A 25123-nucleotide genomic window follows, 5' to 3' on the forward strand; every position below is an offset into this window, starting at 1 on the left:
AATCCATTACTTATAAAATTCGTTAAGATTCCAAAAATATGTTATACCATATCATTTAAATTTGTAATTTTAAAATAGAGAATGCTTTTTATTGTTCTCTTAGAGCCATTATCAACTAAATCTCAGTAATTATGGAAAATATAAAATTTGAAGTATCTCCCTATCAGGATGAATTACAGCTACTCATTGATGATGAAAAAGTGGGTTATATGTCCATAGAGATCGACGGAAGGTTACTGATCGTATATTATACTAAACTGGATGAAGCCCGTGAAGGACAGGGATATGCCAAGCTGTTACTGGATGAATTGGTACGCTATGCAGAAGAAAAGGATTTACTTGTAGACCCGGAATGTGATTTTGTACGCCAGCAGTTTGAGAATCATCCTGCAAGATATAAAGATATCTGGCATGCATAATCAGTCTTCCCACCATACACTAAACTGATAATCTGACTGGTTCAGATCAACAACTTCTCCAATTTTTGGAGTAAGGATAGATAAGTCTTTTTCTTTTCCAAGATTTGTTATTTTTTGTAGAGGTTCATTCCAGGGATGAAGAGCCAGTGCAAATTTAGCAGCATGTACCGGAATAATATGTTTTGCTTTTACATCAATACCCGCCTGAATTACATCTTCAGGTAAGGTATGAATGTATTTCCATGCTTCACCATATTGTCCATTTTCAAGAATGGCATAATCGAAAGGTCCATATTTTTCTCCTATCATTTTAAAGTGAGAGTCATAACCGCTGTCGCCTCCTAAAAATATTTTTTTTGTAGAGGTTATCAAAACATACGAAGCCCAGAGGGTATCATTCTGTTTTATTCTTCTCCCGGAAAAGTGCCTTGCAGGTGTAAAGATTATGGTAGTATTATTTTTTAATTTCACTTCAGCACCCCAGTCTTCTTCAATAAGTTTATTTTCCGGATATCCCCATCTTTCCAAATGCGCTCCTACTCCAAGGGGTATAACAGCCATACCTGTTCTGTCTCTAATAGATCGGACAGTGGGATAATCCAGGTGATCAAAATGATCGTGGGTAATAATCAGGTAATCCAGCTCCGGAATGTCTTCGGGCTTAAAAATATCAGCTCCTTTAAATGCTTTATTGAAATATTTAAAGGGGGATCCATATAAGCTGAGTACCGGATCAATTAAAAAAGAGATTCCGCCAACCTGTAAATAATAAGATGAATGCCCCAGCCAGACGAATACATCTTTGTCTTTATCAATACTTTTTAAATCTGTGTGAATGGAAGGAATATCTTTCGAGGGTTTTAGCAACGGATCTTTCTTACCCAGAAAAAAGTCATAAGTGACTTTTGACATTTTGTAGCCTTCAGCAATTGATGGAGTACGACTGATATTCTGAAATTGTTTTTTTCTGTACAGTTTTGATTTTTTGATACGTTCCAGCCGCTTTCCTTTGGGTACAGCACCAAAGGCTTTCCCATTGATCACTATATAATAAACACTAAGCAATACAGCTATTCCTGTAATAATCCAGTACATCATCTGTTAAATAAAGATCAAATGTATTGACTTTTCATTTTAAATAAAAAATATAAATAATAAAGCTCTCAATTTTTAACTAAATTTATAAAGTCAAGCACAAAATTTATCATTCATTTAAGTGATGATTAATTTTAATCTTTCTATTTTAGCAGCTTAAAAAAACTCAAAGACATTGAAAAATTATTCGGCAATATTGCTTCTGGTTCTATTATCGTCATGTTCTTCTATCAGAAAACATAACGAACAAAGAGCTTCATGCATTCCTCCGGAACAACTTAAAGAAGATGTAGACTATGCTTATTCAAAGCTTCAGCAGATGCATCCTCAGTTATATTGGTATATTCCCAAACAAGAATTAGACTATAAATTTGATAGTCTTAAACAAACAATTACCGAACCTCTTACTCCGCTTCAGTTTTATTTCAAATTCCAGCCTGTCATTGCAAGTATACGTGAAGGACATCTTTCTTTGAGGATTCCAAGAAAAAAATTTACGAAACAGGAAATCAAAAAATTAGAGCATACAAAAGGGTTATTCAGCCGCTTTGAATATTATATAGATGGTGATCATATGTATATCATTCAAAATAGAGATGCTATTGAAAATATCAAACCGGGAACTGAAATTCTAAAGATTGACAATATTGCTGTTTCAGACTATATTAAAAAATACAGAAGCCTGATCAGCAGTGACGGATACAATACCACTTTTCATTCTTATTTTTTAAAGGATCTTTTTTTTAACTTCTATACTGCTGAAAACGGCCTATCTAATACTGCAATTATTGAGACACTTTATGAAGGTGAAAAACATACGTATACGTTAAGCAGGGAATCTAAATCAGAAACTGATCTTGACAAGGATAAGGAAATGAAAAAGAGGACACAGGAAAAAAAGGTAAATGATTATGTAGCCGCCAGCAATTCTTATAACAGAAGTTTTAAATTCCTGGATAAAGACAGCACTATCGCTTACTTACAGGTGAAAAGTTTCTCCCGGGATTATTCAGATAAATTTTACAAGGAAACTTTTGCTAAAATAAAAAATGCAAAGTCTTCCTATCTTATCATTGATGTCCGCAACAACTATGGAGGTTCACTTCACGAAATTAATAATCTGTATTCCTATTTAACAGATAAACCTTTTACGCTGATAAAACCGTCTCAGGTGACCTCAAAAACAACTCCTTTAAGAACCAATTATTTCAGGAAAAGCACTCCTTTAGAATATGCCTTCAAAAGTATTGCCTATCCGAGTTACTTTTTCGCCCAGGCTTTCAGCACCTATAAAAAGGATGGAAAGACCTTCTATAAAATGAAGGTGGATAAGCCTACAAAACCCAATAAAGAATCTTTCAACGGAAAAGTTTTTGTACTGATCAACGGAGGAAGTTTTTCGGCTTCTTCTATCATTACGGCAAAGCTTAAAAGTGATAAGAAAGCCATCCTGGTTGGGGAAGAAACAGGAGGTGCCAACGATGGAACGGTAGCAGGATTTTATTCTTACCAACAACTTCCCAATACCAAAATAAAGTTTCCCATAGGATTACTTTTTGTACAGCCGAATATCGACTTCCGGGACAGTAAGAAGGGAGTGACACCTGATATTGTAATTAAAGAAAGTATGCAGGATATTATTGATAAAAAAGATCCGCAGCTGGACTGGATAAAAAATAAAATAAACATAGAAAAAGAAAAATTTTCCCAATAAGAGACTCGGGCGGGCTTTCAGCCCGCCCGAGTCTCTTTATTTCTTTAGCTCATTTAAAAGGCCTTCAATATGTTGAATATGTCTTCCATAATAGCGATAGAACCATAGTCTTCCGGATAAAAACAATACAAATAGCCCTGCGATTACTGAACCTATCAGTATAATGGCAATTTTAGCCTCGCTTAAAGGTTTGGGCCAGGGTATAAACTCCAGGACGATAAGTATCTCGCATACCAGAAAAGGGGCAAAACTGATATAATAAGAGAGGTAATACTGTTTATTTAAATTAAACTGGGTAACCAGATCTTTCAGCGCCTCATAGGTCTTCAGTTCCGTGTTGCTTATCTCATTGTAAAGTTTAAAAAATTTACTGAAAAAGAAAACGGTGACAATTAGCATAGAAGCAATTAATACGGTAATATACAACTGAAGTTTAAAAGGCCTGCATACCGAGCAAACCATAAATGCAAAAATAAAAATCCCTATAATCCACCAAAACTCCTGACGCATATTTTTACGCATTTTTTCAAGTGGAAGATTAATTTTATTTCTTTGTTCAATGCTTATTTCCGGTGTTACCTCTGTAATATCCTCATTCCAGGTATTTTTCAATTCGTCTATATTCATTGGTTTGTTGATTTACTGATTATTTAAATTTAATCTGAGCCTAAAATATCTTTAAGTTTATTTTTTGCTCTGTTCATTTTCACTCTTACATTTCCTTCAGAAATACCCATTTGTTCGGCAATTTCTCTCCCTGAAAAATCTTCCAGGTAATAAAAAATAAATGCTTTATCAATTGGATTCAGCTGATGAATGGCTTTATACATTTTAGCTAACCTTTCCTCTTTATGATAGTCATACTCTTCATGAGCAATGATATAGTTGGAAATGTCATTATTAGCAATAAAGCTCCTTCTTTTTTCTGATTTAAGGAAAATAATAGCGGTGTTTAAGGCAATCCTGTAGAGCCAGGTTGAAAATTCACTATGCCCGAGAAAGCTGGGATATGCTTTCCAGAGCTGGTATATAATTTCCTGAAAAAGATCATCCCGGTCTTCTTTTTCAGACATATACATCTTAGAAATCTTAAAAATGATTCCTTTATGCTTTGTAATCTTATCCAAAAACTCTTGCTCTATTGAGGTCATAGCTTGTCAGTCTAAAGAGTTAGTTTCAGTTTAAAAAAAATGTTACAGAAATTTAGAAAAAATAAAAAAAACCTGACAGAAATCTGTCAGGTCCTCATTGTGTGTGTTTTTTAATCTTACTCAATAGCTATTTGTTCCAATAGTATCTTGCTCGAAATAATAATTTTCACAGTTAGTAGAAAAAAAACGGAAATGTTACATTTTTTTATAAAAAAACTGCTATAAAACTTCAAGGTATCGATTGATGGAATTTATCTATTATTAATTTTAAAAGGTAAAAAATTCTAATTCAGCCTATCTAAAGCCTTTTGCAGTGTATTCACATCAATAAAATCAAGTTTTGCACCTATAATGATAAAGACAAAAAGAACAAATGTTAAAAACAGAATAATGAATATATAGACTGACACAAACCAGATTACGGTATTAAGGATATTTCCTTTAATTCCAAATTTGTTCATAAAAAATCTCTGAGAACGTTCAAACCATGATTTTTTCTTACTGACAGCTTTTGGAGCTATGTCAATACCGTTAAGCTCATCTACCAACCGTATAACATCTTCTATATACCTGCCGTACATATAATAAATCCAGTATTTGATAATAAAGAAGACTAATAAAAGGGTAATAAGAAAACTGATTCCGAAAATAGCCAGATTATACTCCATATCGAAATGGAAATTAACTTTTATCAAAGATAAGAGGAAGGCCAATGGAATATAGGAAATATAGTATGAAATATAAATTTCCTTTGATATTAAAAGCTGAGCTTTAAGGTTAAAAAGATCATAATTGGTATTGATACTGTTTCTTTGCAGTAATTTATACAGTATAAGAAACCGGGAATAAAAATAAACAATAAAGGCGATCGTCAAAACAGTGACGAAAGTTGATATCGTTTTAATATTAGAATCAGGAGAAGCAAAAGGAAAACTGGTCAGTAGCATGGGTAATGTAATGACCATGAGCCAAAATTCAGTTTTCATATTGATTTTCAACATCTGTAGCGGAGAATGGATCTCCCGCTGCTTTTCAAGCGAAATTTCCGGCGGTTCCTGGCCGTTATCTTTATTCCAAAGTTCTTTAAAATTGTCTAGCTCCATGTTTTTCATGTTTTAATTTGAACCTGTCCTTTGTTTTTCAATGATCTCTTTCAGTTTCGCTTTTGCCCTTTTAAGTTTTACCCTTGCATTGACTTCGGTAATACCTAGCTGATGGGCAATTTCTTTTCCGGGAAAATCTTCCAGAAAGAAAAAAATAAGAGCTTTATCAATTGGGCTCAGCTGATGGATCGCTTCATACATCATCTTCATATTTTTGTCATCCGTATCATTATAGGGCTCCTGCTGAACACCTAGTCCGTCTACATTTTGGTTCCGGATAAAACTACGCTTTTTTTCGCTTCTCAAAAATACAATTGCTGTATTAAGCGCAGTTCTGTACAGCCACGTTGAGAAATCACTCCTTCTCTGGAAATCTCCATATGATTTCCACGCCTGGTAAATGATCTCCTGATAAAGATCATTCTGGTCGTCCCAATTATCCATATACATTTTAGAGATCTTGAAAATAACACCTTTATGTTTTTCAATTTTCTCTAAAAATTCTTTTTCCAGTGAAGACATGATTTACAAACTAATCCTTAAAGTAACATCAATAAAAACACTACTTTTATATAACACAAAAACTAAAATTCCAGAGATTAAGTTAAAAAATTCTTAAAAAACAAAGGCATTTATTAAGAATTTTTATTTTATGTTAAATCGATGTCAGAATTTTCTCTAGAAAATATAATCTGTACTTAAAAAGTTGGAATCGTGATCTCTCACAATTGTATTGAGCAATTCTTTATTGGATTCCGTAAGTTTTGCGGCTACCAGGGATCTTATAGAGAATGAACGAAGTGCATCAAAAACAGAAAGTGTACCTTCGGCACTGTCTTTTCTTCCGGTAAAAGGAAAAACATCCGGTCCACGCTGTGCCTGACAATTGATATTAACACGGCTCACAAGATTCACAAATGGGTCAATCAGTCTGGAAACTTCCTGTGGATCTTCACTGAAAATGCTCACCTGCATCCCGTGAGAAGCATTCACCTGATATTCTATAGGCTCTTCAATCTCCTCAAACGGCACTACAGGAATTATAGGTCCAAATTGTTCTTCATGATATAGTTTCATCTCACTGTTCACAGGATAAACTACCGCCGGAAAAACAAAAGATTCTTCTGTATAGCCTCCCTGCTTATTTAAAACTGATGCTCCTTTTGCCAATGCATCATCAATACATTCTTTTAGATAAGGAGGCTTATTCACCTCCGGAAGCGGAGTCACCTTGACATCTTTTTCCCATGGAAGTCCCGGCTTCAAAGCAGAAACAGCTTCACTCAGTTTGGCGGTAAACTCTGCGGCAATTTCTTTCTGCACAAAGATGAGTTTTAAAGCAGTACAACGTTGTCCGTTAAAGGAAAGTGCTCCTAAAATACATTCACTCACTGCCACATCAAGGTCGGCATGTTTTGTAACAATAGCCGCATTTTTAGCATCCAGACTTAAAATAGCTCGTAAGCGGTTAACTTTCGGATGTAGTTTTTTCAACCCATTCGCTACTTTACTGGAGCCAATGAAAGCCAATACATTCACCTTTCCGCTTTCCATAATCGGAGTGATGATCTCCGAACCTTTTCCATACAGCGTATTCACGGTTCCTTTCGGGAAGGCTTCTTTAAATGCATTCAACAGTGGATAATGAGCCAATACTCCATGCTTCGGTAACTTGAACAAGATTGTATTTCCCATGATCAGCGCAGGAATCAGTGTGGTGAAAATCTCATTCAAAGGATAATTGAACGGCCCCATACTCAAAACAACGCCCAATGGCGCTCTTCTGATCTGGGCGATTGTTCCTTCGGCCTGCTGAAAACGGGAAGATTCCCTGTCAAGATCTTTTAATGCATCAATTGTCTGGTTGATATAATCTACGGTACGGTCAAATTCTTTGGTGGAATCAGCCAGGGTTTTTCCGATCTCCCACATGAGTAGCTTAATAACAAGATCACGCTGCTGAATCATCAGGTATACGAATTTCTGCATGCACTTTATTCTTCCTTCCACAGACATGGTGGGCCACTCGCCTAATCCGTTATTATATGCTTTTACACAGGCATCAAGAACTTCCATTGCTTCTGCAGGTCCTATATTCGGAATACTTCCCAGCAGCTTCCTTTCCAATCCGTTTTCTGTAAGAATACAGACCGGCGAATAAATGTTCTGCATTTCTCCTTTCCATTCTACCAGTTCTCCATTAAGCAGATACTCCCTCTGATGGATCTCGGGAACTTTATATTCTTCGGGAATTTCATTTTCACTTTTAAAAATATCCTGAAATGACGGTGTGCTGTTCGAGTTCATATTTTCTAAAATTTTAATAATCTGAATCTAATTTTTGAAGAATAAAGGTAGATGTAAAAAACGATTTTAGAATCTATGGTTTAATAGATTTGTTCTATTTGCAAGCTGTTTGAATGAAAATTAAAATTGACTTTAAGATAAGACCGCTTTAGTCTGAGAATAGATTTAATCTATTTAAATTGACTATTGGCAATCGAAAAAAGAATAATTTTGCTAAAAAAATAAATTCATGTTTTTAAAAGTAATTTTCAGTACATTATTTTTCTTATCAACATTTAGTTTTGCTCAAAATTCTAAAGCAATCAATACTGTTTTGTTAAAAGGAACACCAGTACGTACCTATTCCAAATTACCGGAGATTAATAAACCTGCTCCTAAGTTCACCCTTACGGATGTTAATATGAATGACCAGAGCTTGGATGCTTATAAAGGAAGGTATGTGATCCTCAATATCTTTCCAAGTGTAGATACGGGAGTTTGCTCAGCATCTGTTCATCATTTCAATGAGGATGCCGGAAATCTTCCCAATACGGTAGTTCTTTGTATTTCCAAAGATTTACCTTTTGCTCAAAAAAGATTCTGTGGTGCTGAGGGGATCAGCAATGTGGTGATGCTTTCGGATTTCCGTTCCGATTTCGGATGGAATTATGGGGTAGAAATGATAGAATCTCCGATGAAAGGACTTCTCAGCCGAGCTGTTGTAGTGATTGACCCTTCAGGAAATATTATTTATGAAGAGCAGGTACCGGATATTTCTCAGGAACCGAATTATGAGGCAGCTATTGCAGCGGTAAAAAATTAATTAGTTTTTTGCTTACCATAATAAACATCTCCGGCGATCTTCGATCGCCGGAGATATTTATTAATACCAATAAGATTGCGTATATCTAGAACGCTTTAGAACACTAATAGGAATATTGACTATCGGGACTAAAAATACAGCGATATACATATGAAAATCAAATAAAAAACCTGCCTCACAGCAGGTTTTTATTCCTTTTAACATGATCATTAAGAACCAGTCGTAAGATGAAAATATCGTGGATCCGGATAATGAAATTCAAAATCCAGGTCTGAAATTAATTTTGAGGAGGATATTGTTCTGCCTTGGGTAGTACGGTCACCTGAATACGGCAGATTTTTCTGGGCATTGATAATCTCTTCCTTATTAGGATGCACAGGAGCCACCACATTATAAACTTTGGATTGCGATTGATTCTTCAGCATTTTTTCAACAACTGAACAAATATCTGCATAATGAATATGGTTGACCAACAGATCCAGATTGGATATATTATAATTCTTAAGCAGTCTCAGGTCTCCCATTAATCCGGCCAGTCTTAGAATATTAACCTCAGGAAATCTGCTTTTTATGATACTCTCGCTTGGAACATCATCCGCGGAACAGTCTTCTTCTGTAAATTCTTTTTCAGCATTCGGATATACTCCTGTAGAGCTCATCAGGTAGAGCTGTCCTTTATAATCTCCAAGAAATGCCAGTAAATTCTGAGCCCTCTCATGCAACGGAATTTCAGCACCCCTTATTCCTGAAAACGGAACCGTGATAATTACAGCATCCAGCTGTGGTACCATAGCCCATTCCTGCATTGTTTCGGATATATCATCGTCCGGAAAGCTGACCTGTGTCACACGGTATCCTTTAGCTGATAAATCTTCTATTTTAGACTCTGATGTAGTCGTTGCAAAAATCTCATATTGCCCGGATAATCTCTGTGCAATATGACCGCCCAACCAACCACAACCTATAATTCCTATTTTTTTCAATTTTTAATGTATTAGTCTGTTTGTTAAAACAAATAATCGTCTATGAATTCATCACCACCTCTCCATCTTTATTATTTACAGTAGGTTTTCATCTACAAGATTAGGAAGCGTCACTTTCAGGTTCGGCTCAATTTCCATCGCTCTTTTTATCGCGAACATAGCGCCTTCATTTCTGGCCCAGCTTCTTCTTGAGATTCCGTTATTAACGTCCCAGAACAGCATAGATTTTAATCTTCTGTCTGCATCATCACTTCCATCCAACAGCATTCCGAAACCTCCGTTGATTACTTCTCCCCAGCCTACACCGCCTCCATTGTGAATAGAAACCCAGGTAGCACCCCGGAAACTATCACCTATCACATTATGAATCGCCATATCTGCTGTAAATCTTGAACCATCATAAATATTGGAAGTTTCTCTGTAAGGAGAATCTGTTCCTGATACATCATGATGATCTCTTCCCAATACTACAGGTCCTATCTCTCCTTTTTTAATCGCTTTATTGAAAGCTTCAGCAATTTTCATTCTTCCTTCTGCATCTGCATACAGAATTCTTGCCTGGGAACCTACCACTAATCTGTTTTCCTGAGCCCCCTTGATCCACTGGATATTATCTTTCATCTGCTGCTGAATTTCTTCAGGAGAATTTTTGATCATTTCTTCCAATATCGTACAGGCAATAGTATCCGTTTTCTGCAGATCTTCCGGTTTTCCGCTTGTACATACCCAACGGAACGGTCCGAAACCATAGTCAAAGCACATAGGCCCCATAATGTCCTGAACATAACTAGGATATTTAAATTCTCTTCCCAATGTTGGATTTTCAGCCATTACATCAGCGCCTGCTCTGGAAGCTTCCAGTAAGAAGGCATTTCCGTAATCAAAGAAATAAGTACCTTTCTTTGTATGTTTATTAATAGCTGCAGCATGTCTCTTTAAAGTTTCCTGTACTTTTTCTTTGAATAGCTCAGGATCTTCAGCCATCATTCTGTTAGATTCCTCAAAGCTTTGCCCTACCGGATAATATCCTCCGGCCCACGGATTGTGAAGTGAAGTCTGGTCTGAACCGATATCAATCCTTAGATCTGCTTCATCAAATTTTTCCCAAACATCAACGATATTTCCAAGGTAGGCCAAAGAAACAGCTTCTTTATTCTGCTGAGCTTCTCTTACTCTTTGTACCAGTTCATCAAGATCTTCATGGATTTCATTCACCCATTTCTGATCGTGACGGATTTTTGTGATCTTTGGATTCACTTCTGCACATACGGTAACACATCCTGCAATATTTCCGGCTTTTGGCTGAGCACCGCTCATTCCCCCTAAACCTGAAGTTACAAAAAGTCCTCCCTGAGGTTCTTTATTTATTTTTCTGAAAGCATTTAAAGCGGTAATTGTTGTCCCATGAACAATTCCCTGTGGACCAATGTACATATAACTTCCTGCAGTCATCTGACCGTATTGAGTTACCCCCAATGCATTGAATTTCTCCCAGTCATCAGGCTTGGAATAATTTGGGATCATCATTCCATTCGTTACTACCACTCTTGGAGCATCTTTATGTGACGGGAACAACCCCATCGGGTGTCCAGAGTACATTACTAAAGTTTGTTCATCTGTCATTTCAGACAAGTACTTTATGGTTAAAAGATACTGTGCCCAGTTTGAAAAAACGGCCCCATTTCCACCGTAAGTGATCAGTTCATGGGGATGCTGAGCTACTGCATAATCCAGGTTATTCTGGATCATCAGCATAATTGCTTTTGCCTGCTCAGATTTTCCAGGATAATCCGTAATCGGTCTCGCCTTCATTTCATAATCCGGACGGAAACGATACATATAAATTCTTCCGTAGTCTTCCAGTTCCTGCTTAAATTCAGGAATTAATGCTGTATGAAATTTGGGTTCGAAATAACGTAAGGCATTCTTCAATGCCAGTTTTTTTTCTTCTTCCCCTAGAATTTCTTTACGCTTCGGAGCATGGTTAATATTTGTTTCGTATGGTTTTGGCTGTGGCAGCTGATTAGGTATACCTTGTTGTATCTGTTCTTGAAATGTCATATTGCTATTTAAAGTTCTATGTTTAAACAATGTTTGAAGTTTTAAAGATATTCAAATTATAAAATACCTGCAACAAAACAGGGGAAAAGCTGAATAAGGGAAAAGGGTGAAAGGGTAGATTTGTTGTATCTATTATCTCTTGTATGCTTTTCTTACCACCCCGTCTTCTCCTTTCAGTCGAATCCACCCCTCCGGGAGGAGGGGAATTTCTTTCTTAGAAAACGAAGTGTAGAGTATAAAAATAAAAAAAATTACTGGAATTAAGACGGCAAAATATATCTGTTACACATATTGAAATAGTGTCTACCATTTGATTTTTGAAAAAGCCTATATTGAATAAAACACTCAGATTCCCCATCCTTCGGAGGGGTGGATTCAAAATTCAAGGAATTTTGGAAGGCGGGGTGGCTCCATAATGCAGAATAATAAATTCCTCCAGCTCTCTCATCACTATACTAAGATTATTCCTGACATCAAAATCATCAATCCTGAAAACCATTAATCCTAAAGACTCTAAATATTCCTGTCTGATTCCGTCGTAAACGTCTTTCCCATCATGACTTGAACCGTCACTTTCAATGACCAGTCCTAATGTTTTCACATAAAAATCAACAATATAGTTTCCAATAATTCTTTGTCTGTCAAAATCAATATTGTGAAATACTCTTGCACGAACTTTTTTCCAAAAAAGTACTTCTCCAAGAATTCTTGCTTTTCGTTTTTCTTTCAGTAAAATTATTAAATGAGGATTAAAGGGTAGGTTTTCTACAAAATTCCTCTGAATCGGAATATTCTGTATATGTGTTAGAGTTTGTTCCATTGTTGTGTTTTTTCGTTTGACCACCCCGTCTTCTCCTTTCAGTAGAATCCCCTCCTCCGGAGAAGGGGTATTTCTTTCTCGAAAAACGAAGTATTAGGTATAAAAATAAAAAAACTTACTGAAATTAAGATGACAAATTACTCTCTTGCATATATTGAAACATTACCCGTCATGTAAAATCTGAGAAAACCTATATTGAAATGAAAAACCTCAGATTCCCCTCCTTTGGAGGGGTGGATTCAAAATTCAAGGAATTTTGGAAGACGGGGTGGTTCCATAATGCAGAATAATAAATTCCTCCAGCTCTCTCATCACTATACTAAGATTATTCCTGACATCAAAATCATCAATCCTGAAAACCATTAATCCTAAAGACTCTAAATATTCCTGTCTGATTCCGTCGTAAACGTCTTTCCCATCATGACTTGAACCGTCACTTTCAATGACCAGTCCTAATGTTTTCACATAAAAATCAACAATATAGTTTCCAATAATTCTTTGTCTGTCAAAATCAATATTGTGAAATACTCTTGCACGAACTTTTTTCCAAAAAAATACTTCTCCAAGAATTCTTGCTTTTCGTTTTTCTTTCAGTAAAATTATTAAATGAGGATTAAAGGGTAGGTTTTCTACAAAATTTCTCTGAATCGGAATATTCCGTATATGTGTTAGAGTTTGTTCCATTATTGTGTTTTTTCGTTTGACCACCCCGTCTTCTCCTTTCAGTCGAATCCACCCCTCTGGGAAGAGGGGAATTTCTTTCTTAGAAAACGAAGTATTCAGTATAAAAATAAAAAATCTTACTAAAATTAAGATGACAAATTACTCTCTTGCATATATTGAAATATTACCCGTCATGTAAAAGCTGAGAAAACCTATATTGAAATGAAAAACCTCAGATTCCCCTCCTTCGGAGGGGTGGATTTCAAAATTCAAGGAATTTTGGAAGACGGGGTGGTCTCATAATTCTGAATAATAAACTCTTTCAACTTTCTTGTGTGCTTCTAACCACCCCGTCTTCTCCTTGCAGTCGAAGCCACCCCTCCGGAGGAGGGGAATTCCATTCTTAGAAAACGAAGTGTTAGATATAAAAATAAAAAACCTCACTGAAATTCAGTAAGGTTGGTATTTTTGGTTTCAAAACTTAAGTTAAGACATCATCATTTTCTTCTTCATGGTCATCTTCATTATCGCTGAGGCTCCAATAATTATTTTCTTCATCCTCCGCTCCTATTTCTTCCATATCGTCATCATCTTCAACGCCGGGAATATCTAATCCTTTATCAATTTTATCCTCCTCCTCTTCATTCAATATAGGATTTCCATCTCCGTCAAGCGAAATATGCTTTTCCTTTTTGAATATATCTTCGTTGGGATCATAGTCCATACGCTCCAGCCTTTTGTTCTGTTCATTAATATTGTTTTCAGGTGCCATACTATTTAGGTTTTATTGTTTATATGATAAGAACAAAAATAATTCCAAGTTGCTATATAGTATCAGAATAAACTTTAGGATTGGCACAATGTGGCATTTTTTCGCCTCTTGAAAAAGCGATGATATTTTCGGCAGCCAGCCTTGCCATTCCGTTTCGGGCTTCCATAGTGGCAGAACCAATATGTGGCAGTACACAGACACTTGAAAGTTCCAACAGCGGATCCTTTTCAGACATAGGTTCGGGATTAGTAACATCTAAACCTGCTCCCCAGATCTGTTTTGAGGCCAACGCTTCGTACAAATCTTTTTCGTTCTGAAAACCTCCTCTTGCTGTATTGATGAAAATAGCATTAGACTTCATTTTTTCAAAAACAGAGCTGTTAAAAAGATCTTTCTGTTCAGGAGTAAAATTAGCATGAACACTCAATACATCTGATCTTTCTATGAGTTCTTCAAAAGAAACATAAGCGGCACCCAGCTCCTTCTCTGCTTCTTCATTTCGGTGGCGGTTATGATAAATGATTTCCATATCAAAGGCTTTTTGGGATTTTTTAGCCATTTCGAAACCTATTCTGCCTAATCCTAAGATTCCCAAAGTTTTTCCATACAGCTCCTGTCCTAAGCCATGCAAAGGATCAAACGTTCCCCATTTTCCTTCTTTCACTTTCTGAAAATTATAACTTGCCCTTCTTGCTACCGACTGCATCAATAAAAAAGCCACATCGGAAGTAGCTCTGCTCAACACATCAGGGGTATTGCCTATAGGAACATGCTTTTGAGTGGCCTCTTTTATATCAACATGATCGAACCCTACCGAATACAGCGCTATTGCTTTAACATTGGGGCATGCTTCAAAAAATTCCTTATTATATTTAAAATCATTTCCTATGCTTAAGATGGCATCCACATTTCGGCAATAGCTTAACCATTCTTCATGAGAAAGGATTTCATTTTTTGGAAAGAGCACCTCCAATCCTTCCTGTTCCAGTAGTTTGATTCCTATTTCAGGAATTCTTTTATTTACAAAAACTTTCATTATGTCGTTCATTAGTTTACACAAAAAACCTCACTTTGTTAGAAGTAAGGTTAAACTTTAATATTAAAAATTATTTTTTTTCATCAGAATGATTTTTATTTTTATCCCATGCTTCTGAGGCCATTTCCTGGATCTCTTCCCAAACTTCTTTTGCTGATTTCTGCGCATGGGACATGAACCCCTGTTTGGTTGCTTCCTGATTCTTACCTTTCATCTCATTGATGTAATCTTTTACTTGCTGGGAATAGCTTTCTACACTATATCCCGGGTTATTATGCAAATTTTTCTGAAGATTACTGAAATCGTGTGACGCCTTGAATCTATTCGTATCCATAATAATAAGATTTAAGTGATTAGATTCTAAAGAAGTTCAATTTTCATTCCGAAAATGCGTTAAGATATTTTAAATTTTGACTAAGTTTTATTGTATAAAAAAACGGACTAAAGTCCGTTTCTATATAATTAAAAGGTATAAAATTGATGTTTAAGGCATCTCCTCTACATTCTAATTCTCTTATTGATTGGTATTTCCCAGCATCGGAACAAATTTATAAGCCCCAAACTCTTCTTTTTCAAACTCTGTAGATCCTATTTTCGTAAATCTATACAGTACCTGTTCATCTGTAGGTCCCAAAGGAATAACCATTTTACCACCTACATTCAGTTGTTTCAACAATTCTGTAGGTAAAGTTGAAGCTCCACAGGTTACAATAATTTTATCGAAAGGAGCAAATGTTGGCAGCCCTGCAAAACCATCACCAAAGCTTTGAAATTTTGGAAACAGGTGCATTTCCCTTAGTTTCTTTTTAGAGAAATCAAAAAGGTCTTTTTGTCTTTCCACGGTATATACATGGGCCTTCATTGCGAGTAAAACAGCAGTCTGATATCCGCATCCGGTACCAATTTCCAACACTTTTTCCCCGGCTTTCACCTGTAGCAATTCCGACTGTTCCGCTACCGTTGAAGGATGCGAAATGGTCTGATGTGCCAGAATAGGGAAAGCCCTGTCTTCATAGGCAAAATCTTCAAAAATGCTTTCGATAAAAAGGTGTCTCGGAACTTCACTCATTGCCCGGAGTACATTTTCATCTGAAATTCCAATTCTCCGCTGAAGATACTCAACTAAAATCTTTCTTTTTCCTTTATGTACAAACGAATCCTGCATTTGACAAAAGTAATAAATTAGAAATTAGATTTCAGAGATTCCCGGAAAGAATTATCCACAAAAACTAATTTCCGGCTTCTACAATCTAACTTCTTTCTTATCTTTACAAAAATATATTACAACTATGTTAAAAGCAGGTTTGGTAGGTGCCGGACACTTGGGGAAAATACATTTAAGACTTCTTAATCAGTCAGATAGATATGAGCTTGTAGGTTTCCATGATAAAGATGTTGAAAACGGAAAAAAAATAGAAGCCGAATTCGGGTATAAATATTTTGAAAATTTTGAGGAATTACTGAGTCAGATCGATATGCTGGACATTGTAACGCCAACGGTTTATCATTATGATTATGCTTTAAAGGCCATTGAAAAAAAACTGCATTTCTTCATAGAAAAACCTGTTACACAAACACTTGAACAGGCAGAAGAAATTTTACGGTTATGTCTTGAAAACAACATTAAAGCACAGGTAGGACATGTTGAAAGATACAATCCCGCTTTTATTGCCACTAAAGAATATATCAAGAATCCGATGTTCATTGAAATCCATAGGCTGGCAGAGTTTAATCCGCGCGGTACGGATGTTTCTGTGGTATTGGACCTTATGATCCATGATTTGGATATTTTATTGAGTATGGCAAAATCTAAGGTAAAAAACATTCATGCAAGTGGTGTTTGTGTGGTGAGTAAGACTCCGGATATTGCCAATGCCAGAATAGAATTTGAAAATGGATGTGTGGCCAACCTTACCACTTCAAGGATTTCTATGAAGGCAATGAGAAAAAGCCGGTTCTTCCAGAAGGATGCTTATATTTCTGTAGACTTCCTGGAGAAAAAAGCTGAAGTCATCAGGATGAAAGATGCTCCTGAAAACCCTACTCCATTTGATATGATTATAGAAAATGCTGACGGAGAGAAAAATCAGATCCTTTTTGAATATCCAAACATTGAACCTAATAATGCCATTTTGGATGAATTAAATTCTTTTGCCGATGCAATTACCGGTGACAGAAATGTAGAAGTTTCTCTTGAAGACGGAACTGAGGCATTGAAAGTCGCTTTAGAGATTGTAAGACTTATCAGCTAAGAATGAAAATAAAATCTGCTTTGTTTACATAAGCAGCTATTACAATACTATCTTGTAATTAGAAGAAAAATGGTTATGAGATAGATTGTAATAAATAGAAAATTTCAGTGAATTTATAAGAATCCATTTCTTAAAGCTTGTAACGAAGTCTTCACACTATCTATTTCCAAAAAGATAAAATGAAGCAATTTTTTCTCATTGGTGATTTTCATTCTCGTTAAAATCTAAAAAGATTAAAGTTTTATCAAAATAAAGTCATTTATAAAACAAAAAAAACAATATATTTGAAAAACAATCAATAAGCAATTGAAAATTTTTGTTTTACATATTCAATGGATTTCTGACAAAATAAGTGAGCTTACCACAAACTCTTGCTGTGCTATAATCCATTCTAAATAACCTTCCTTAACACATTTAAACTACTATGAAAAAAACCGTTTTATTTTCCGCTTTATTATTGTCTCAATTTGGGACATCACAGTTATTAAAGACCTCAGGACAAAAAATCGTTAATGATAAAGGCGAAAATATTCAGCTTAGAGGTCTTGGCCCGGGCGGCTGGATGCTTCAGGAGGGATATATGCTTAAGACAGCTGATTTTGCAGGTCCCCAATATAAAATAAAGGAAAAAATTGCTGAGCTGATTGGCGAGGATCGGATGAATGAATTCTATAAAGCCTATTGGAAAAATGGAATTACCAGGCAGGATATTGATTTTTTGGCAGAGGCAGGTTTCAATTCGATACGGCTTCCTATGCATTATAATCTGTATACGCTTCCTATTGAAAAAGAGCCCGTAAAAGGTAAAAACACATGGCTGGAAGAAGGTTTTAAGATGACAGATGATCTGCTTCAGTGGTGTGCAGACAATAAGATATATCTGATCCTTGATCTTCATGCAGCACCCGGAGGCCAGGGGAATGACGTGAATATTTCTGATAATGATAAGTCCAAGCCCTCTCTTTGGGAAAGTGAAGAAAACCAGAAGAAAACCATTGCCCTTTGGAAAAAACTGGCTGAACGGTATAAGGACAGTCCGTGGATTGGAGGCTATGATCTGATCAACGAACCTAATATTAACTTCACGGGAAAAAATCCAAATGGTACCGACGAAATGTCAAACGCTCCGCTTTGGAAACTGCAAAAAAACATCACCAGCGCTATCCGTGAAGTAGATAAGAAACATATTATTTTTATTGAAGGAAATGGATGGGGCAACAATTATAACGGACTGATACCCATCTGGGATGACAATATGGTCTTTAGCTTTCATAAATACTGGAACTATAATGATGACTCAACTTTGAAATTTGCTTTAGACCTTAGAGAAAAATACAATATGCCGATCTGGCTTGGGGAAACCGGTGAAAATTCAAATGTCTGGTTTACAGAACTGATCCAGCTTTTGGACAAGCATCATATCGGATATGCATTCTGGCCCATGAAAAAGATAGATAATATTGCAGGAATCACTAATGTGAAAACCACTCCTGAATATGAAAAGCTATTGGATTACTGGAAAAACGGAGGTGAAAAACCGTCTAAAGAATATGCCAAGAAAGCATTAATGCAGATTGCTGAGAATTATAAGTTCAGCAATACCGAAATTAAAAACGATGTCATTGATGCCATGTTCAGACAGGTAACCGATCCTTCTACTAAGCCGTTTAGAAATCACCAGGTCCCGGGAAGAATTTTCGCTTCAGATTATGATTTGGGAAGAATGGGTGCTGCTTATCTTGATAAGGATTTTATCAATCTATGGGTAAGTGATCCAGCCAAAAGATCAGAATGGAATTCCGGCCAGCAGATGAGAAATGATGGTGTAGACCTCTATAAGTGTACTGATGCAATTACGAACCAGTATTATGTAGGTAAAACAGAATCCGGAGAATGGCTTCAGTATACGGTAACTTCAAAGACAGACAAAAATTATACTTTTAGCATCCGATATGCTGCTGAGAGCAATTCCAACATAAAAATTGAAACGGCTTCAGGAAAACTGCTGGCTTCTGTGCCTTTAGCTTCCAGTGGAGGAAAAGAAAACTGGAAAACAGTATCTGTAAAAAATGTCCGCCTTCAGAAAGGAGAAAACAAAATCAGGATATCCTTTGAAAACGATGGTACCAATCTGAATTATTTTGAAATAAAATAGCAATAATTATCTTAAATTGCAGATCCCTTTTAGTCTTTTAAAGGGATCTTTTTAATTCTATTATTATGAAAAAAATAGCATTCATTTTTCTCTTTATTTCGGTATTTATATCAGCACAAAAATCAATATTGGACCAAAGAATAAGCGCTGTCACCAAAGGTAAAAATGCTACGGTAGGAGTTTCTGTTCTTGGTTTTGAGAATACATTCAGGTATAATCAATATGGGGATCAAAAATTTCCAATGCAGAGTGTCTTCAAATTTCACATTGCAGCAGCTATTTTGAATCTTGTAGATCAGGGAACACTTTCCCTGAATCAGAAAGTTTTACTGGATACATCCAATTTACTGGAAGACACCTGGTCTCCTCTCCGCGATAAATATCCCAATGGAAATGTTGAAGTCCCCCTAAGTGAAATTCTTGAATTTACAGTGGCCAGAAGTGACAATAATGGCTGTGATATCATATTGAAATTACTGGGTGGCACTCAAACCGTTCAAAAATTCATGGACTCTAAAGGGATAAAGGGTTTTCAAATCAAATATAATGAAGCGGAAATGCATAAGAACTGGAATGTTCAGTATGAAAATTACAGTACACCCAATTCGGCAGTGGATGTTCTGAAAAAGTTTTATGATGGAAAACTGTTGTCAAAAAAATCTACGGATTACCTGATGAAGGTGATGCTCTCCACCTCAACCGGATTAAATAAAATGGTTGAACAGCTTCCCAAAAATACTCCTGTGGCAAGAAAAACCGGAGCTTCCGGGAAAAATAAAGAAGGCTTAACGGGTGCAGAAAATGAAATTGGAATCATCACTTTACCGAATGGCAAACATTATGCACTCGCTGTATTTGTAAGCAATTCAATGGAAACGGATGCTGTCAACTGCAAAATAATTTCAGACATTTCAAAGGAGGTTTGGGATCATTTTAATAAATAAAATATTAAGCTTATTTTTAGAGTCAATTTAACATGAAAAAAATAATAGTAACAGCAGCCCTGTTTTGTGTCACATTCTTTTACTCGCAGAAGAATCAAAACTATCTACAGATTGGCTATGCGAGTGTCTGTTGTGGGCCCCCTTCTGAGAAGCCTGTCATCAGTTATCTCAAAGAGTTTAAGAAAAAAAACCAGATAAAATCTCTGGAAATATTGATACAGGGTGGTATGGGAAGGGAAGGTGAGTTTAATGTGTACGTAGGTACCGATTATCTCACTGTCAATCAAAAAAGCCGCCTTATAAGAGGCCTTATGGCTACTGTTTCCAATCAAAACAACAGAAGAGAGCAAAAAAGCAATGGTATTGTAAATTTTGACTCAGAAATTACGGTAAAACAACAGGACATCAATACTAAAAATCTAACTATCTATAAAAAATAAAGGAAAAATGATCAAAAACATTGTAGTTATAGGAGCAGGAACCATGGGGAATGGTATTGCACATACTTTTGCACAAAGCGGTTTTAAAGTAAACCTGGTAGATGTATCGCAGGAAGCTTTAGACAGGGGATTAAAAACCATTACTACGAATCTTGACAGGATAATTGCAAAGGGAAACCTTACTGAGGAACAAAAAGCGGAAACATTAGGAAATATCAGTACTTTTACAGCACTTAACGATGCGGTAGGAGCAGCTGACCTTGTGGTAGAAGCGGCTACAGAAAACCTTGATCTGAAATTAAAGATCTTCGGTCAGATGGATGAGCTTGCGCCTGCAGACTGTATCCTGGCTACCAATACTTCTTCCATTTCCATCACTAAAATTGCAGCCGCTACCAAGAGAGCGGATAAAGTCATTGGAATGCACTTTATGAATCCGGTTCCTATTATGAAACTGGTAGAGATCATTAAAGGCTATTCTACTTCTAAGGAAACTTTTGATGCGATCTATGAAATGAGCCAGTCGTTAGGTAAGATTCCTGTAGAGGTAAATGATTATCCTGGTTTTGTGGCCAACAGAATTTTGATGCCTATGATTAACGAGTCTATTGAAACTCTTTACAACGGTGTAGCCGGAGTAGCAGAAATTGATACGGTAATGAAATTAGGTATGGCACATCCAATGGGCCCACTTCAATTGGCGGATTTTATCGGGCTTGATGTATGTCTTGCCATCCTTAATGTCATGTATGATGGTTTCAAAAATCCTAAATATGCTCCTAACCCACTGCTTGTAAACATGGTAATGGCGGGAAAACTGGGCGTAAAATCGGGGGAAGGCTTTTACGATTATTCTGAGAGTAAAAAAGCTGAAAAAGTTTCAAAAATGTTTTTGAACTCATTTTAAGTCAATAATTTTATTTATCTTTGAACAAGTTAAAACATTAAAAAAATGAAATTACCAAAGTTTTTATTAGCAGATAATTCGGAATTTCCAGAAGATTTATTCGTAGTTCATACAGAATATCCAAGATTTATCTTAAACGTTGAGGAAGAAGAAGTTGAGTGGTTAGATGATCTTGAGGGTGACGATGAAGAAACTATGGCAGATGAGGCTACGAAAGTGGTAGAAGCAGCATTCAAATGGTGCGATGAAGAGTTGGCTAAGTACGACGAAGAAGAGGAAGATTAATAACAATCTAAGCATAAAAAAGGAACTCAATTGAGTTCCTTTTGTTTTTTATTCTGTTTTATTGAATTTCAATAATAAAAGATTGTCTTTATATAATTCTAAGGTATTTCCTGAAATTACATATTTGTTTGCTTTCGACATCATATCCATAAAGTTCTGCTCTACACTGATGTTGGTACACATCATTTTTGTAGATCCCATCTGGCCTGCAGTGAAACCTCCTGAAGACGGATCTACTGTAGCTGTTCCAAAGTAATTATTACAACCCGCATTCCCGGTGATCTTTTCTCCTTCAATATTCAGTGTGGGAATTTTACCTTTTACATTGTCAGCCAGTGTCCATTTTGTATTGGCAAGAGCCGGCTGGGCTTTTCCTACTTTAGAAGCGGAAGGGCTGGTCATGGTTCCACATGACGCCAATACTGCTGCTGTACATATACTTAAAAAAAGATTTTTCATTTTTTTCTTTTTGAATTAATCAAATTTACGGATTTTATATTATTTAAACGGATTGCGGTGAATTTTATTATTCATTAACAGTTGATATCTGAGATATTTTCCGGGATCTTCTAGCTACAGTACTATCGCAATTCTTTCCGGGGTACAATAAAAAAAACGGGCTTAAAGCCCGTTTTGTATATATAAATTATTTTTCTTACAATTAAGATCTCAATTCAGCATTGAATTCTTTCTGGAAAGATTTGATCAAAGAATCCATTACTTCTGTAATTTCTTTTTCTTCCAGCGTTTTTACTTCATTTAAAAGCTCAAAGCTCATGGCATAAGATTTTTTACCTTCCGGAAGATTCTTACCTTCATAGACATCGAATAAGTTAATTCCTTTGATAAATGGAGATTTATTCTTTTTTGCTGTCTGGTATAATTCTTCGTAGCTTATATTTTTATCAATCAGTAAGGCAAGGTCTCTTCTGATCTTATTGAATTTTGGAATGTCCTTAAACTTCAGCTCATTCTTAGAACGTAATTCCTGAGCCCATTCCAGTTCAATTTCAGCATAGAAACATTCCTGATCGATATCTGAGTCTTTCAACAATGCGGGCGCTACTTTTCCAATTCTTACTAAAGTTTTTCCATCTGCTTCATACGCTAAAGCATCAGAGAACCTTCCGTCAGTTAAAGGCACTTCTTTATAATTTACCGCAAGTTTTTCTAATAAAACTTTTACATATGCTTTAAGATTGTAGAAACTTACCGCAGATTTAGGCTGTAACCAGTTTTCTGCAACATCTCTTCCTGTTACCAGAATTGCCAGCTGCTTTCTCTCTTCGTACTTATCTTTTTTATGATAGATCTTTCCAAATTCGAAGAACTTAATATCCTGATTTTTTCTGTTGATGTTGTAAACAGCATTTTCAAGAAGCCCTTCCAATAAAGATTTTCTCATGAATGCCAAGTCCCCACTTAAAGGATTCAACAGCTTTACAGCATCAGTTTCATCTTTTACAGAAGTCAGTGAATTATTCATTACTTCGTTGAAACCAAGGCTCTGTAAAGTTCTTGCCCAGCTGTTTTCCAGCTCATCCTGATCGTTTGCGCTTAATTTTACAGGGGTAAATGAAATCTTTTGCGGAGCATCAATTTTATTATATCCATAGATTCTTAAAATCTCTTCAATAACGTCAATCTCTCTTGTTACGTCAGCTCTGTAAGCCGGTACTGAGATTTCAAAACCGTTAGGAATTTCATTTAAAACCTGGATTTCCAATGCTTTTAAGATTTCTTTTACTTTTTCTCTGTGAATTTTTGTTCCTAAAATCTGCTCAATCTTAGAGAATCTAATGATCACATAGTTATCCTCAATTTTCTTAGGATATTCTTCCAACAAATCACCTGCCAGTTTTCCTCCTGCCAGTTCCTGAATTAATTTTATAGCGTGAGTGATTGCTGTTCTTGTAATATTAGGATCTACTCCTCTTTCAAATCTGAAAGAAGCATCGGTATTTAAACTGTGTAATTTTGCACCTTTTCTTACTGCAATCGGATTGAAGTATGCACTTTCAAGGAATATGGTTTTGGTAGCATCAGACACTCCTGAAGTAGCACCACCGAAAACACCGGCAATACACATTGGAGTGTCTTTACCGTCTTTGATCATGATTTCAGTACCGTTCAGGGTTCTTTCCACTCCGTCTAATGTGGTGAACTTTGTTCCTCCTTTTACTACTCCTACCTTCACTTTTTTATCGGCAATTTTATCGGCATCAAATGCGTGAAGCGGCTGCCCATATCCATGAAGAATATAATTTGTAATATCTACAACATTATTGATCGGGCTTAATCCGATAGCCTTCAACCTGTCTTTTAACCAAGCCGGAGATTCTTCTACTTTTACATCTTCAATCACGGCTCCGATATATCTTGGGCATAATTCGGCATCTTCAATGACCAGACTGAAATCATTTGTCCCTTCATTATTTAAAGCTTCAGAAGCAACTTTATTAAACTGAGATTTCAGCTGATTCGTAGAAAGATAAGCATGAAGGTCTCTTGCTACCCCGTAGTGGGACATTGCATCCGTTCTGTTCGGTGTTAAGCCAATTTCAAAAACCTCATCATTAGCAAGCTCAAAATAATCTGCAAAGCTCTTCCCTACTTCATATTTCGTTTCATCCAATACCATGATCCCTCCGTGATCTTCGCTAAGGCCAAGCTCATCTTCTGCACAAATCATACCCTGAGAAACTTCGCCTCTGATCTTTGCTTCTTTGATTTCAAAAAAGCTTCCGGTTTTATCATAGATTTTAGTTCCTGCTACAGCTACCGGCACTGTTTGTCCTGCTGCCACATTCGGAGCCCCACAAACAATGTTCAATACTTTTCCGTTTCCTACATCTACTGTAGTTTTGTTTAGTTTATCAGCATTAGGATGTTTTTCGCAGGTTACTACTTTCCCTACAACAATTCCCTCAAGACTGCCTTTTACACTTTCAAATTTATCTATCCCTTCAACTTCAAGACCTATATCTGTAAGAAACTCACCGATTCTTTCAGTTTTTAATTCCGTTTTCACAAAGTCTCTCAGCCAGTTGTTTGATATTTTCATCTGATAATTTTATTTTTTCTAAAGTCAGACGCTCCCTTAATGGTTTCATCTGAGTATATTTTCAAAAATTTATTTGAATTTTGTACGATTATAGCCGTACAGTTTTAAGCGTACAAATGTCGTGTTTTTTTGAGAAATACAGAAATTTAG

25 protein-coding genes are annotated in these 25123 nt (G+C 36.1%); 9 read left to right on the top strand and 16 right to left on the bottom strand.

Translation table 11 applies throughout. The features are described 5' to 3' along the window. The first annotated feature begins 131 nt into the window (after window positions 1–131). Complete coding sequence (locus MP477_RS03550) at window positions 132–419, top strand: GNAT family N-acetyltransferase (protein WP_230040321.1); 288 nt, start codon at window positions 132–134, stop codon at window positions 417–419. Here the strand turns inward: MP477_RS03550 and MP477_RS03555 are convergent, their stop codons facing one another. Next, a complete protein-coding gene (locus tag MP477_RS03555; RefSeq protein WP_257189170.1) occupies window positions 420–1517 on the bottom strand; it encodes an MBL fold metallo-hydrolase in 1098 nt (365 codons plus the stop codon). It abuts the gene before it with no gap. Window positions 1518–1689: 172 nt separating this feature from the next. Here MP477_RS03555 and MP477_RS03560 point away from each other — a divergent pair, with 172 nt between their 5' ends. Continuing rightward, the gene (locus MP477_RS03560; RefSeq protein ID WP_257189171.1) at window positions 1690–3228 is read left to right on the top strand and encodes a S41 family peptidase; all 1539 of its coding nucleotides are present in this window, start codon (window positions 1690–1692) and stop codon (window positions 3226–3228) included. Between the two features lie 36 nt (window positions 3229–3264). On the opposite strand, the gene MP477_RS03565 is transcribed toward MP477_RS03560, so the two are convergent. The 5 genes from MP477_RS03565 to MP477_RS03585 form a co-directional block, all read right to left on the bottom strand. Next, complete coding sequence (locus MP477_RS03565; protein ID WP_257189172.1) at window positions 3265–3855, bottom strand: hypothetical protein; 591 nt, start codon at window positions 3853–3855, stop codon at window positions 3265–3267. A 29-nt stretch (window positions 3856–3884) separates the two neighbouring features. Next, on the bottom strand, window positions 3885–4379 hold the full coding sequence (locus MP477_RS03570; RefSeq protein ID WP_257189173.1) for an RNA polymerase sigma factor: 495 nt from the start codon (window positions 4377–4379) through the stop codon (window positions 3885–3887). 284 nt (window positions 4380–4663) lie between these two features. Continuing rightward, a complete protein-coding gene (locus tag MP477_RS03575) occupies window positions 4664–5482 on the bottom strand; it encodes a hypothetical protein (RefSeq protein ID WP_257189174.1) in 819 nt (272 codons plus the stop codon). A gap of 12 nt (window positions 5483–5494) precedes the next feature. Then, on the bottom strand, window positions 5495–6004 hold the full coding sequence (locus tag MP477_RS03580; RefSeq protein WP_230041253.1) for an RNA polymerase sigma factor: 510 nt from the start codon (window positions 6002–6004) through the stop codon (window positions 5495–5497). Window positions 6005–6160: 156 nt separating this feature from the next. After that, window positions 6161–7789 carry an NADP-dependent glyceraldehyde-3-phosphate dehydrogenase gene (locus MP477_RS03585; RefSeq protein WP_257189175.1) on the bottom strand — a complete coding sequence of 543 codons (1629 nt, stop codon included), beginning with the start codon at window positions 7787–7789 and terminating at the stop codon, window positions 6161–6163. Between the two features lie 301 nt (window positions 7790–8090). On the opposite strand from MP477_RS03585, the gene tpx reads away from it, so the two are divergent. Continuing rightward, entirely contained in the window at window positions 8091–8591 is a 501-nt protein-coding gene (gene tpx / locus MP477_RS03590; RefSeq protein ID WP_373567404.1) for a thiol peroxidase, read from the top strand. Between the two features lie 209 nt (window positions 8592–8800). On the opposite strand, the gene MP477_RS03595 is transcribed toward tpx, so the two are convergent. From MP477_RS03595 to MP477_RS03630, 8 genes are all read right to left on the bottom strand, one after another. After that, window positions 8801–9574 (bottom strand): hypothetical protein, encoded by a 774-nt coding sequence (locus MP477_RS03595; protein WP_257189176.1) that lies wholly within the window; start codon window positions 9572–9574, stop codon window positions 8801–8803. Between the two features lie 75 nt (window positions 9575–9649). Beyond that, window positions 9650–11635, bottom strand: a complete 1986-nt coding sequence (locus MP477_RS03600) for a urocanate hydratase (RefSeq protein WP_257189177.1) — start codon at window positions 11633–11635, stop codon at window positions 9650–9652. Between the two features lie 382 nt (window positions 11636–12017). Beyond that, window positions 12018–12455 (bottom strand): endonuclease domain-containing protein, encoded by a 438-nt coding sequence (locus MP477_RS03605; RefSeq protein ID WP_257189178.1) that lies wholly within the window; start codon window positions 12453–12455, stop codon window positions 12018–12020. Between the two features lie 246 nt (window positions 12456–12701). Next, window positions 12702–13139 carry an endonuclease domain-containing protein gene (locus tag MP477_RS03610; protein WP_257189179.1) on the bottom strand — a complete coding sequence of 146 codons (438 nt, stop codon included), beginning with the start codon at window positions 13137–13139 and terminating at the stop codon, window positions 12702–12704. Window positions 13140–13599: 460 nt separating this feature from the next. Continuing rightward, complete coding sequence (locus MP477_RS03615; protein WP_230041247.1) at window positions 13600–13890, bottom strand: hypothetical protein; 291 nt, start codon at window positions 13888–13890, stop codon at window positions 13600–13602. A gap of 52 nt (window positions 13891–13942) precedes the next feature. Further along, window positions 13943–14938 (bottom strand): D-glycerate dehydrogenase, encoded by a 996-nt coding sequence (locus MP477_RS03620; protein ID WP_257189180.1) that lies wholly within the window; start codon window positions 14936–14938, stop codon window positions 13943–13945. A 58-nt stretch (window positions 14939–14996) separates the two neighbouring features. Beyond that, a complete protein-coding gene (locus MP477_RS03625; RefSeq protein ID WP_230041245.1) occupies window positions 14997–15260 on the bottom strand; it encodes a prevent-host-death protein in 264 nt (87 codons plus the stop codon). A 180-nt stretch (window positions 15261–15440) separates the two neighbouring features. Beyond that, window positions 15441–16091 (bottom strand): protein-L-isoaspartate(D-aspartate) O-methyltransferase, encoded by a 651-nt coding sequence (locus MP477_RS03630; protein WP_230041244.1) that lies wholly within the window; start codon window positions 16089–16091, stop codon window positions 15441–15443. A gap of 124 nt (window positions 16092–16215) precedes the next feature. On the opposite strand from MP477_RS03630, the gene MP477_RS03635 reads away from it, so the two are divergent. The 6 genes from MP477_RS03635 (at window position 16216) to MP477_RS03660 (ending at window position 21909) form a co-directional block, all read left to right on the top strand. Beyond that, window positions 16216–17178 carry a Gfo/Idh/MocA family protein gene (locus MP477_RS03635; protein ID WP_230041243.1) on the top strand — a complete coding sequence of 321 codons (963 nt, stop codon included), beginning with the start codon at window positions 16216–16218 and terminating at the stop codon, window positions 17176–17178. Window positions 17179–17602: 424 nt separating this feature from the next. Then, window positions 17603–19333, top strand: coding sequence for a cellulase family glycosylhydrolase (locus MP477_RS03640; protein WP_257189182.1), 1731 nt, complete (start codon window positions 17603–17605; stop codon window positions 19331–19333). Between the two features lie 65 nt (window positions 19334–19398). After that, window positions 19399–20277, top strand: a complete 879-nt coding sequence (gene bla-A / locus MP477_RS03645) for a CGA/CIA family class A beta-lactamase (protein WP_257189183.1) — start codon at window positions 19399–19401, stop codon at window positions 20275–20277. Window positions 20278–20309: 32 nt separating this feature from the next. Beyond that, entirely contained in the window at window positions 20310–20717 is a 408-nt protein-coding gene (locus tag MP477_RS03650; protein ID WP_230041240.1) for a hypothetical protein, read from the top strand. 10 nt (window positions 20718–20727) lie between these two features. After that, window positions 20728–21624, top strand: a complete 897-nt coding sequence (locus MP477_RS03655) for a 3-hydroxybutyryl-CoA dehydrogenase (RefSeq protein ID WP_257189443.1) — start codon at window positions 20728–20730, stop codon at window positions 21622–21624. 45 nt (window positions 21625–21669) lie between these two features. Further along, entirely contained in the window at window positions 21670–21909 is a 240-nt protein-coding gene (locus tag MP477_RS03660) for a hypothetical protein (RefSeq protein ID WP_002977986.1), read from the top strand. A 48-nt stretch (window positions 21910–21957) separates the two neighbouring features. Here the strand turns inward: MP477_RS03660 and MP477_RS03665 are convergent, their stop codons facing one another. Together MP477_RS03665 and pheT are read right to left on the bottom strand one after the other, a co-directional pair. Continuing rightward, a complete protein-coding gene (locus MP477_RS03665) occupies window positions 21958–22368 on the bottom strand; it encodes an META domain-containing protein (RefSeq protein WP_230041239.1) in 411 nt (136 codons plus the stop codon). A 202-nt stretch (window positions 22369–22570) separates the two neighbouring features. After that, on the bottom strand, window positions 22571–24973 hold the full coding sequence (gene pheT, locus MP477_RS03670; RefSeq protein WP_257189184.1) for a phenylalanine--tRNA ligase subunit beta: 2403 nt from the start codon (window positions 24971–24973) through the stop codon (window positions 22571–22573). Window positions 24974–25123: the final 150 nt, after the last annotated feature.

The organism is Chryseobacterium sp. WG23, assembly GCF_024586575.1.
Classification (GTDB): domain Bacteria; phylum Bacteroidota; class Bacteroidia; order Flavobacteriales; family Weeksellaceae; genus Chryseobacterium.